This is a genomic window from Pseudomonas sp. CFBP13528 (genome assembly GCF_005233615.1).
GTDB lineage: Bacteria > Pseudomonadota > Gammaproteobacteria > Pseudomonadales > Pseudomonadaceae > Aquipseudomonas > Aquipseudomonas fluorescens_AM.
In genome coordinates this window covers 21,445-34,423 of sequence record NZ_QGAJ01000018.1, presented here as the reverse complement: position 1 = coordinate 34,423, position 12,979 = coordinate 21,445, and the positions used below count along the sequence as shown (strand labels likewise).

The window sequence follows — 12,979 nt, the reverse complement described above, 5'->3', positions numbered from 1 at the left end:
GGCTCAATTCCCCGCCACGGCAGGCGTGGCGTCGCCAATCACCACCTTGTCGCCCTCGACCAGGCCGTCGAGGATCTGCACCTTGACGTTGTTGTTGATACCGGTCTTCACCTCACGCACCTGCGCCTTGCCCTTGGCATCCAACACCCGCACTGCATAGCCGCCCTCGGCATTGCGCGCGCCCAGCGCCGCCACCGGCACCATCAGCGCAGCCTCGGCGGTGTCTAGCACGATACGCACCTGGGCGGTCATGGCGATGCGCAGGCGGTGGTCGGGGTTGGGCACATCGAACAGGGCGTTATAGAACACCGCCGTATTCTGCTTGGGCGTGCCGGCGGTCTGGGTTTCCAGAAAATTCTGCGGTGCCGGTTCAGTGCCACGCAGCTTGGCGTAATAGCGTTTGTCGGCCTCACCGAGAATGGTGAAATACACCTGCTGGCCGGGGCTGATATGAATCACATCCGCTTCCGACACCTGGGCCTTGACAGTCATGGTGTCCAGGTCGGCCAGCTTGAGCAGCACCGGCGCCAGCTGGTTGGCGATAACGGTCTGGCCTTCCTGGGTAACGATGCCCACCACATCGCCGTCGATGGGCGCATTGATACGGGTATAAGCCAGGTTGACCTTGGCCGTGTCGATCTGGATGTGCGCACTTTTGATCTGCGCATCCAACGACAACAGATTGGCCTGCTGCACCTGAAAGGTCGACTCGGCGTCCTCGAAATCCTGGCGCGACACCGACTCATCGGCCTGCAAGCCCTTGTAGCGCTCATACACCGACCTGGCCTGCTTGACCTGCGCCGCCGTGGCGCGGCGTTGAGCCTGCAGATTCTCCTCATCGACCTGGGCCTTGCGCAGCGTGTTCTGCAGGATCAGCGGATCGATTTCAGCCAGCCACTGGCCTTTCTTGACCTTGTCACCGACCTTGACCTTGAGCGACTTCAACTGACCGGAAACCTGCGCCCCCACATCGACCTGCTTGACGCCCTCCAACAGGCCGGTGGCGAGAACGGCATTCTCAATATCGCCGCGTTCAACCGTGGCCGTGAGATATTGAGGCGCATCGGCCGGCGCCTTGACGGTGTAGATAACCAATCCGACGGCAATGGCCAACACTGCGAATATGCCGATTTTGCGTAACTTAGACATTTGCATAAATGACCATAAAGTTGGGCTTTTTGATTGAGCATGGAAATCCACACAACGCCGCAGCAACCAACGCTAACCACGATGCGCAGCGAGTCGCTCTTGATCTTGATCTTGATCTTGATCTGGCTTTTGATCTCAGGCGCCCCGTCAAACCACGCTGGCCGAACGCAGGCTTGAATCCGTGGGCAACCCGGCAGGACGCCGGGTTAGCCGCACTGGGCCATGGATGGCCCATTGCGGCGGCCCACGGATTCAAGCCGGAGAGAGGGCACACCGAGCCTAGGCGAGGTGCCGAGTGGTGGGGCAAGAGCCCTTTGGTTACTTTGGGGCTTTTCCAAAGTGACCCGCTGTAAAAGCGGAACCCTAAGCAGCCGTGACCGCAGAAACGGATATGTACCCGGTCCGACCCAACATCCTGGTCGGCCCAGAGGCCGCCATCGGGGGCAAGCCCCCTCCCACATTCGAACCGAGGTGTATCAGATGGATAACCGTTGGCTGACAGGCCGCCATCGGGAACAAACCCCTTCCCACATGTGGCGGCCATCAAGACACCACCTCCCCAACCACAACCCCCTCAACCCACCACCTGGCCAACGCCAACACATTCGGCGCCTTGAGCAAAGTGAAGTGATTCCCCCCGCCATACCAAACCTGCAACGCACGCCCCTGCCCCCGCCACCCCTCGATCATCAACCCCTGCTCACGCTGATTGCCCGCCGCATCCAGCGCCGGATCCTGCGCCAGCACCAAGCGCACCACCCCGTCATACCGAGCCTGCGGCCGATACACCGTACGCAACGCCGCCGCATAAGTCCGCGCAGGGCCAACCATCGCATCCCCGGCAGACCGCGCCGGCAACAAACCAACCCCAACCATCCCCGCATGCAACGCCTGGCGCTGCGCCACCTCATCACTCGCGGCAAAATCCAGCGAATCAATCCCCAGGGACCTCCCGGCCGCCAACTGCATCGCCTCGATCAACCGCAACAACGCCGCCGTCGACGTATACGGCCGCCCCACCACACCATTGCCCCCCGGCGACTCACTGTCGATCACCGTCAACGACGCCACCTCGCGGCCCATCGCCTGCAAGCGCAGCGCCATTTCCAGCGCGACCCAGCCGCCAAACGAATGCCCGACCAGGTGCACCGGCCCCGCCGGGCACTCATGAATCAGCGCCGCCAGATAACACTGCGCCGCCGCTTCCACCTGGCTGTGAGGCACCGCTTCACCGTCCAGCCCACGCGGCTGCAGGCCGTACAACGGCCAGTCCCGCCCCAGCGCCTCGCTCAAGCCGACGAAGCCGGTCACGCTGTCGCCCGCACCGGGTACACAGAACAGCGGCGCATGCCCGGCCTTGCCGCCCTGGATACGCAGCAAGGGCTGATGCGCCGCCTCCATCACCGGTAAAGACTCAGCCAACGCTTGGGCCATCGCCGCGCCCAGGCTGCGGATATGCGGAGCCTGCATCATGCTCTGGTGATTGCCGGGCACTTCAATCTGGCGCAGCTGCCCGGATGCCAGCGCGTCCTCCCAGCCCAACGACTCACTGCGCCGCGACAGTTCGGTCGGCCGTTCCCGGGCGCTGAACAGATGCACCGGAATCGGCAGCGGGAACAGGCTGTAATGCGCCAGCGCATGCCCATGCCCGACTTCGCGCTCGATGAAACTGATCAAGTCGGCGTCCGCGGCCGCCGCCATTTGCGGGTATAACAAACCTTCATCGCGACAACATTGCAGCAGGCCCGCAAGGTCCAACTGTTGAGTGTCTGCTTCCAGTTGCGCCAATCTCGCCACTTCATGCGTGCCTCCTTGTACGGTCCAATGAGCCGTGCACTGCAGCAGCAGATGCCGCTTGAGCGCCTGCGGCCCTTCCCAGCGTGCCTTGCCCTGATCGGTCATGCGCGGCACGAAGGTGTCGATCAGACCAAGGAACGCGACGCTTTCGTCCAGCCCCAACAGTTGCATGGCCACTTCATAGGCAAGCACCCCGCCGAACGACCATCCCGCCACACGGTAGGGTCCGTGCGGCTGGATCTCGCGAATCAGGCCGACCATGCGCGCCGCCAAGCCCTCCATGGTGTTCAGGTGAGCCTCGCCCAGCGCCAGGCCCGGCAGACCATAAATTGGGTAGTCACCCGGCAGGTGCTGACCCAGCGCCGGGAAATACACGTCCATGCCGCTGAACTCGTGCACCAGGAACAAGGCCGGCTGGGCACCGCTGCTGCGCACGGTTACCACCGTGGTGCAGCGCGTTGCCTGCTCGTCACGCTCGCGCAACATCGAGGCCACGTTCGCCACGCTGACGTGCTCAAAGAGCTCGGCCAGGCTCACCTGCAGACCCGCCTCCTCCATCAGGCCGACCAGGCGAATGGCAAGCAAGGAATGACCGCCCAGTTCGAAGAAACTGTCATCGCGGCCGACCTGCTCAAGCTTGAGTACGTCGGCCCATAGCTGACCCAGGCTGTGCTCCAAAGCATCGCGAGGCGGTTCGAACACGCGGTCAGCCGGCGCTTGCAGCGCGGGGACCGGCAAGGCCTTGCGGTCGATCTTGCCATTGGCCGTCAGGGGTAACCGCTCCAGTGGCATATAGGCTGACGGCACCATGTAGTCCGGGAGTTGTTCCTGCAGATGGGCACGCAGGCTATCGATGCCAACAGGCTCTGCCGCCCAGGTGAAATAGGCCGCCAGGCGTTTGTCGCCCGGTGCGTCTTCACGGGCCAGCACCACCGCCTCCTGAATGGCGGCGTGGATCGCCAGGCGTGCTTCAATCTCGCCCAGTTCGATACGAAAACCGCGAATTTTCACTTGGTCGTCGTTGCGCCCCACGCACTCCAGCAAGCCGTCCGCGTTCCAGCGACCCAGGTCGCCGGTGCGGTACATCAGGGCATCGGGCTTGAAGGGGTCGTGCACAAACTGTTCGGCGCTCAATTGCGCACGATTCAAATACCCCAGGGCCACGCCGTCGCCACCGATACAGATTTCACCGGTCACGCCCAACGGCACCGGCTGCAACTGCGCATCCAGGACATAGACCTGAGTATTGGAAATCGGTCGACCGATCGGCACGCTGTCCGTGTTGTCGGCGAGTGCGCGCACCTCATGGGTGGTCGCGTAAGTGGTGGTTTCCGTCGGCCCGTAGCAATGCACAAGACGCAGTGCCGGTGCGCGCGCCAACAAGCTGCGGAACGCTGCCGGATCAGCGCGCTCGCCGCCGCACAGGAGGATGCGCAACCCCGCCAGCGCATCGGGTATCAGTTGCACGTACTGATTGAACAGCGCCGTGGTGACGAACAGTATCGTCGCCCCCTCCAACGCAGCGCCAAACGCCACCGGATCGAGCAATATGGAATGATCGATGACCTGCACCTGCCCGCCGTTGAGCAGTGGCCCCCACACATCCATCGTGCTGGCGTCAAAGGCCGGGTTGGAGGCGAATGCCACACGATCACCCGCGTTGAAATCCGCATAGCCGTTGTTGATGACCAGCCGGGTGATGCCACGATGAGGCACCACGACGCCCTTCGGCGTGCCGGTGGACCCGGAGGTGTACATGACGTAGGCCACGCTGTCCGACGATTGCGACAGGTCGGGGTTGTGGTCAGGTTGCGCATCCAGGGTCAGCGTATCGAGGTCCAGGCGTTGAGCCGGGTAGTCGACGGCTATATCACTGCGGGTCAGCAGCCGCACCGCGCCGCTGTCCTGCAGCATGAAACCCTGGCGCTCGGCGGGTGCATTGATATCCAGCGGCACGTAGGCGGCGGCGCATTTCAACACGGCCAGTTGGCCGACTATCAAGTCCACGCCGCGTGGCAGCAGGATCGCTACGCTGTCCCCGGTGTGCACGCCAAGGCCGAGCAGGTGATGGGCCAAGCGGTTGGCGCGAAGGTTGAGGTCAACGTAGCTCACGCGCTGCTCGCCATGCACCACCGCCAGCGCACCGGGACGGGCCCCGGCCTGGGCCTCGAACAAGCGTTGCACCGTGTGTGCACGGGGGAATTGGCGGGCGGTGGCGTTGAAGTCCTCAAGCAATTGTCGGCGTTCATCGGCCGGCAGGATCGACACAGCGCTGATGGCGCTGTCGACTGTGCCCTCCAACGCCGTCACCATCTGCTCAAGCGCCGTGGCCAGGTAACCGCAAAGACGCCGCGCGCCCTGACCCGCTGCGCTCAGACTGAAACTCTCGCCCAGGTCGTCCACACTCATCGACAGGCCGTAGCTGGAGCGCTCCTCGCCCTCGAGCAAATAGATGCCCTGCCATGCCTTTGCTGCATCGTCATTTGGCGTGCCGGGTGCCTCGGCACTGTGACGATAGTTGAACAGCACGTTGAACAACGACGTGCCTGCAGGCACGCTGCTGCAACGCTGCGCCAGCGCCAGGGGCGCGTGTTCGTGCTTGAGCAACTGCGCCAGGCGCGCATGGGTGTCGCGCAGCGCCCCCCGCACCGAGTGTTCACCCAGGTCGACGCGCAGCGGCAAGGTATTGATAAAGACGCCCATCGCCCGTTCGGCACCTTCGCCGCCCTGCAGGCGGCCCAGCATCACGGTGCCGAACACGACCGACTCGCGCACGGCCACCTTGCCCATGACCAGGGCCCAGGCCAAGTGCATGACGCTGGCAGCGCTCACGCCGGCCCGACGCGCCTGGGTGCGCAGGCGCTGGCTCAGCGCACGATCGAGCAGGCTTTGCACCTGTTCAACCGGGCCCAGCTCGCACAGGCAGGTCGGCTCATCGACGTGGGCGAGCATGTCGCGAAAGAACGCCTCATGCTCTTCGTCGGTGATGCCCAGGAGGGTCTGGGCAACGTAATTGCGATAAGGCACCGGTGCGCTCAGCGTATCGCCTTTGCCCCCCAGGAAGGCCTGCATGTCATGCTTGAGGATGCCCAGGGTCACGTGGTCCATCACCAAGTGGTGAAACAGCAAGGTGGCCACCACGCGCTGCGGTTCCTCGGTGTAGACCAGGCGCATCACCGGTGCCTGAGCCAGGTCCAGGCGCTGCGGCAACGGCCCTTTCTCAACGTGCAGGGACGCCTCACGCCACACAACTTGCATCGGCTCTTGCAAGCCGTCCCAATGGAACGAGGAACGCAGGATGTCATGACGCCGGATCACCGCCTGCAATGCCTCGGCAAATGCGTGCAAGCGTGCCGTGCTGTCGAAGGCAAATTGCGCCTGCAGCACATACACGTCGTCCTCCTGCACCGCGCGGTGGTGGTAGAGAATTCCCTGCTGCAACGGGGCCAGCGGGTAGATATCCTGCACATTGGCGGCCCCGCCGGGGATGGCGGCGACAACACGGTCGATGGCCGGCTGATCCAGGCGCGCCAGCGTCAGCATGGACGGTGTGATGGCGTCGCAATCGGCGGCGATGCCATTGGCGGGTACGGCCACTTCCCGGCTGCCACCCAGGGTCGCCGCCAGGGCCGTCAACGTCGGCTGGCTGAACAGCACGTTCATGTCCGCCGACAATCCGAGCTGGCGCAGGCGCCCCATCAGGCTCACGGCCATCAATGAATGCCCGCCCAGCTCGAAGAAGTTATCCTGCCGCCCTATACGCTCCACCCCCAGCAACTCGGCCCACACGCTGGCCAGGGCGATTTCGGTATCGCCCTGGGGCGCTTCGTAGTCGCGCACGCTCACCGACTCCACGTCCGGCGCCGGCAGTGCCTTGCGATCGAGCTTGCCGTTGGGGCTCAGCGGCAACGCGTCCAGGCGCACAAACACAGCGGGCACCATGAACGCCGGAAGCTGTTGCGCCAAATGACTGCGCAGCTCATGGATGTCGCACGCGTCGGCGGTGTAGTAAGCGATCAGGCGTTGCTCACGGGCCACCACCACCGCTTCGTTCACCGCGGGATGCTCGGTCAGTCGCGCCTGGATTTCCCCCAGTTCTATCCGCAAGCCATGGATTTTCACCTGGTCGTCATTGCGCCCCAGGTATTGGAGTGTGCCGTCGGGCAGATAACGGCCGAGGTCACCGGTACGGTACAAGCGTCCCTCGGTAAACGGGTCATCAAGGAAGCGCTCGGCCGTCAGTTCAGGACGATTCAAATAGCCCCGCGCCACTTGCACGCCGCCAATGAACAGCTCGCCCACCACCCCCAGGGGCACCGGCTGCATCTGCGTGTCCAGCACGTACATGCGGGTATTGGCGATCGGTTTGCCGATGGGCGTGTTTTCCGGCACGTCGCAAGGCAGGCAGGACCACGCCGTCACGTCCACCGCCGCTTCAGTCGGACCGTACAGGTTATACAGGTTGACGCCCGGCAGTTGCTGCTTGAAGCGCCGCACCAGGCTGCCTGGCAGCGCTTCACCACTGCACATCACGCGTTGCAGGCCCGCTACCTGGCCGACATCGCCATAGGCAAGGAAGACATCGAGCATTGACGGCACAAAGTGCAACGTCGTGATCGCTTCACCTTCGATGACCTCGCACAGGTAAGCGGGGTCCTTGTGACCGCCCGGACGCGCCATCACCAGCCGAGCACCGATGGACAACGGCCAGAAGAATTCCCACACCGATACGTCGAAGCTGAACGGGGTTTTCTGCAGGACTGCGTCGTCGCAGGTCAGTCCGTATTCGTCCTGCATCCACAGCAGGCGGTTGACCACCCCACCGTGATCGTTGATCACCCCCTTGGGCTGCCCGGTAGAACCTGAGGTGTAGATCACATAAGCGCTTGCACCGCGTACCGCAGGGTTATCGTCCGGCTGGTGCTGCCAGCACGGCTGGTCCAATTCAAGCACCGCCACCTCGCCCAGCAAACCACGCGTAGCGACCTGGGCGAGCACCACCTGCGGTGCACTGTCTTGCAGCATGTAGGCGATCCGCTCCTGGGGATACGCCGGATCCAGCGGCACATAGGCCGCGCCGGCCTTGAGCACCGCATACAGGGCGATAACCATGTCCAGGCCACGCTCTGCGCAGATGGCTACGCGGGCATCCGGCTGCACACCGAGCGCCAGCAGATGATGGGCCAATTGGTTGGCGCGGCTATTGAGTTCGGCATAGGTCAATTGCTGCGTGCCCGCCTTCAGCGCAATCGCATCCGGCGTGCGTTCAACCTGCGCTTCGAACAGGCCATGCAGGGTCTGGTCGAGGTTGTAGTCGACTGCCGTAGCGTTGAAATCAAACAGCACCTGCTGACGCTCGCGCGCGCCCAGCAACGGCGTATGCTCCAGCACCGCCTGGTCGTCTGCGACCATCGCCTGCAACAGACGAATCAGGTAGCCGACGTAACGCTGCACCGTCGCCTCATCGAACAAGGCCACCGCGTATTCCAATGTGCCTAGAATGCAGCCGTCGACTTCGCCCAGGCTCAGCGCCAGATCGAACTTGGCAAAGTGGCTGTTCTCGACGATCGCCTCCAGCGTCAGGTCGCCGAGGGCCAGCGCCGGTGCACTGCTGTCCTGCCAGGTCAGCAGCACCTGGAAGATCGGGCTATGTGCCAGGCTGCGCAGTGGTCGGAGGATCTCCACGACTTTTTCGAACGGCAGGTCCTGGTGAGACTGAGCCGCCAGCGTCACCGCCTTGACCCGCGCCAACAGCGCCTCGGTGCTCAGCTCGCCGCAGGTGTCGATGCGCACGGCAAGCGTGTTGACGAACAAGCCAATCAGTCCTTCCACTTCACTGCGGGCCCGGTTGGCTACCGGCGAGCCGATCACCAGGTCGTGCTGACCGGACAACCGTGCAAGCAGTGACGCCCAGGCGCTCATCACGGTCATGTACAGCGTCACCCCGTGCCGCTGGCTCAACGCCTTGAGCCCGGCGGTCAGACGCTCATCCAGGCGCACCTGGACCGTATCGCCGGCATAGCTCTGCTGCGCCGGGCGGGGCCGATCGGTAGGCAGGGACAGCAACGGCGGCGCGCCGGCCAGGGCTTGCTGCCAGTAAGCGCTCTGGTGGTTGAGGACTTCGCCACTCAGCCAGCGCCGTTGCCACACGGCAAAATCGACGTACTGGATCGGCAGTGGCGGCAACGGGTCGGGCAGGCCATGGCTGAAGGCCTGGTACAGCGCCATCAGTTCCCGGGTGAGCACGCCCATGGACCAGCCATCAGAGACGATGTGGTGCAGGGTCAGCAGCAGCACATGGTGATCGTCGGCCAGCGTCACCAGGCGTCCACGCATCAGCGGCCCCTGTACCAGGTCGAACGGTGCCGAGGCTTCGCCGTGGATCAACGCATCCAGTGCCTGTTGAGGATGGGAATGACGACGCAGGTCCTGCAATTGCAGCGCCAACACCTCTTCAGGCGGTGCAATCAGCACCCGGGCGTCGTCGCCGTGCTGGGCAAAGCGGCTGCGCAGGGTTTCATGTCGCGCAACAATACGTGCCAAGGCGCGTTGCAGCGCCTGCACATGCAATTGCCCGCGCAGTCGCAAGCCGATGGGAATGTTATAGGCGGTATTGGCGCCTTCCATCAGCGCCAGGAACCACAGGCGTTGCTGGGCGAACGACAACGGAGCGTGTTCTTCGCGATTGGCCGGCAGGATATCCGGCAAAGTGCTGCGACCGGACTGGGCCAGTACGGCGGCGACGGCGCTGAGTTCGGCATTGGCGAAAAAATCGCTCAGCAGCAGCTCTATGCCCAGGCGCTGACGCACCTGGGACACCATGCGCATGGCCAGCAGCGAGTGACCGCCGAGTTCGAAAAAGTTGTCGCGCCGGCCTACTTGCGCCACCTGCAACACATCGGCCCAAATCTGCGCGAGCACGCTTTCAAGCTCGCCCTCGGGCGCAATGTACTCACGGATAAACAGGGCCGACAGGTCCGGCTTTGGCAGGGCCTTGCGATCGAGCTTGCCGTTGGCCGTCAGCGGGAGCGCATCGAGCCGCATGTACGCGGCCGGGACCATGTAGCCCGGCAGACGCGCGACCAGGTGCGCACGGATATCAGCGCCAGCCAAGGTACCCACCGACGGATGCGCGGTGAAATACGCCACCAGCCGCTCGTCACAGACCAGCACCACGACATCCTGGATACCCGGCAACTGGTTGAGTTGGGTTTCGATTTCGCCCAGTTCGATGCGCACACCACGGATTTTCACCTGATCGTCGTTGCGGCCCAGGTACTCCAGGGTGCCGTCGGGCAACCAACGCGCCAAGTCACCGGTGCGGTACATGCGCCCCTCATTGAACGGGTCATGCAGGAAGCGTTCGGCGGTCAGTTCCGAGCGGTTCAGGTAACCGCGCGCCACGCCTTGGCCGCCGACATACACTTCTGCGGCCACCCCCAGCGGCACCGGACGCTGCTGTTCGTCGAGCAGGTATACCGTGGCATTGGCGACAGGCTTGCCGATATGCAGCGGCTGGCCGACCTCGATCTGGCCTGAGGTGGCGACCACTGTGGCTTCGGTGGGCCCGTAGTTATTGACCAATGCGTAACGCAGCGGGCGCGTGAACTGGCGCAAGCGGTCGCCACCGATCAGCAAGGTGCGCAGCGTCGGATGCTCGATCTGCTGGCTGAAGGCGTACTCGGCGACCGGCGTCGGCAGGAAGCACACGTCCAGCGGTTGCGCGCACCACCAGGCGAGCAGCGCGTCGACATCCTCGACGCCGTCATGGGCCGGCGGCACGTGCAGGGTCGCGCCGACACACAGCGCCGGCCAGACCTCCCAGGCCATCGCATCGAACCCGAAGCCGGCGACACTGGCCGTATGGTCGCCGGCATGCAGATCAAAAGCACGACAGTGCCAGTCCACCAGGTTCACCACACTGTGGTGCTCCACCATCACACCTTTGGGCAAGCCGGTGGAGCCGGAGGTGTAAATCACATAGGCCAGATTGGACGGGCCGGCGGCGACTTCGGGATGGTGTGGCGTGGGGGTACGCCAGCCATCGCCATCCAGCTCGATTACCGGCACGTCGAGGGCAGGCAGCCTTGGCAGCAGCGCGCGCTGGCTCAGCACTGCCACGGGGGCACAATCGCAGAGCAGATAGGCCAGGCGCTCGGCGGGATGCGCTGGATCGACCGGTACATAGCACGCGCCGGACTTGAGGATCCCCAGCAACCCGACCAGGGTATCGAGGCCGCGACGGGCGACGATGGCCACGCGGTCGTCGGGCTTGATGCCCAGGCCGCGCAGGTGATTTGCCAGATGGCTGGCGTGCCTGTCGAGTTCGGCATAGGTCAGGTGGCGCTCGCCGGCCTTGGCCGCAATGGCATTGGGCGTGCGCTCGGCCTGAGCGGCGACGAGCCCGTGCACGGTCTGCTCGACGTTGTTGGGCATCGATGTCGCATTGAAGTCCACCAGCACCCGCTGGCGCTCAAGTTCCTCCATCAGCGGCACATGGGCCAGCACCGCACGGTCATCGGCGACCATGGCCTGCAACAGGCGGGTGAAATAGCCGACGTAGCGCTGCACCGTCGCCTCATCGAACAGCGCGACAGCGTATTGCAGCGCACCACGGATCCTGCCTTGGTCTTCACCCAGGTCCAGGGTCAGCTCAAACTTGGCAAACAGGCTCTCTTGAGCAACGCCTTCAATCACCAGATCGCCCAACGTCAGGGTGGGCGCGCTGGCGTCCTGCCAGGCCAGCAGTGTCTGAAACAGCGGCGTGTGGGCCAGGCTGCGCACCGGCTGGGTAATCTCCACCACCTGTTCGAACGGCAGATCCTGATGGGACTGGGCCGCCAGCGACACCGCCTTGACCCGCGCCAGCAGCACTTCGGTGCTCGGTTCACCCGAGGTATCGATGCGCAGGGCCAGGGTATTGACGAACAGGCCGATCAGCCCTTCCACTTCACTGCGCGTCCGGTTTGCCACCGGCGAGCCAATCACCAGGTCATGCTGGCCGGACAACCGTGCCAGCAGCGCTGCCCAGGCGCTCAACAGGGTCATGTAAAGCGTGACGCCATGGCGTTGACTCAACGCTTTCAGCGCGGCTGTCAGGCGCTCGTCCACATGCACCTCGACGCTGCTGCCGGCATAGTCTTGCTGCGCCGGACGTGGACGATCAGTGGGCAGCGTGAGCAAGGCCGGCGCATCCGCCAGCACGTGCTGCCAGTAATCGCTCTGGCGGTGCAGCACTTCACCGCTGAGCCACAAACGTTGCCAAATGGCGAAATCACCGTACTGGATGGTCAACGGCGGCAGCGGGTCGGGCTGGCCGTGGATGAACGCCTGGTACAGCGCCATCAGTTCGCGGGTCAGCACGCCCATGGACCAGCCGTCGGAGACAATGTGGTGCAACGTCAGCAGCAGCACATGATGATCGTCGGCCATCATCACCAGGTGCCCACGCAGCAGCGGGCCGCGCTCCAGGTCAAACGTGTCCGAGGCCTCGTGGCGGATCAGCGCTTCAAGGGCCTGTTGCGGCTCGGGATGACCGCGCAGGTCCAGCGACTGCAGCGGCATGGCATCGGCGGCGGGCACGGTCAGCACCTGGGTGTCATCGCCCACCTGGACAAAACGGCTGCGCAGGGTGTGATGGCGCCTGACGATGCAGGCCAACGCCTCTTGCAGCGCCTGCACGTGCAATTGCCCACGCAGGGCCAGGCCTATGGGGATGTTGTAGGCACTGTTGCCCCCGTCCATGTTGGCCAGAAACCACAGGCGCTGCTGGGCGAACGACAGCGGCACATCCTCGCCACGATTGGCCGGCAGAATATCCGGCAAGGTGCTGCGACCTGCCTGGGCCAGCACGTGAGCGACGGCCGCCAGTTCGGCGTTGGCGAACAGGTCGCCCAGCACCAGCTCCACCCCCAGGCGCTGGCGCACCTGGGACACCATGCGCATGGCCAGCAGCGAATGCCCGCCCAGCTCGAAGAAGTGATCGCGCCGCCCAACCCGCTCCACTTGCAACACATCAGCCCAGATCTGCGCG

At 64.2% G+C, this 12,979-nt stretch carries 2 protein-coding genes (1 of these 2 cut by a window edge); both read right to left on the bottom strand.

Annotated features, from left to right (window positions below; translation table 11 throughout):
* Nucleotides 1–3 precede the first annotated feature (3 nt).
* Nucleotides 4–1,155 carry a macrolide transporter subunit MacA gene (gene macA / locus PspCFBP13528_RS23910; protein ID WP_137201664.1) on the bottom strand — a complete coding sequence of 384 codons (1,152 nt, stop codon included), beginning with the start codon at nucleotides 1,153–1,155 and terminating at the stop codon, nucleotides 4–6.
* A gap of 537 nt (nucleotides 1,156–1,692) precedes the next feature.
* Nucleotides 1,693–12,979 carry the 3' portion of a non-ribosomal peptide synthetase gene (locus PspCFBP13528_RS23900; protein WP_137201663.1) on the bottom strand. Its footprint extends 3,185 nt past the window's final position, so 11,287 of the gene's 14,472 nt are visible here — the last part of the coding sequence; the start codon falls outside the window, past its right edge — the gene reads right to left on this strand; it ends in the stop codon at nucleotides 1,693–1,695.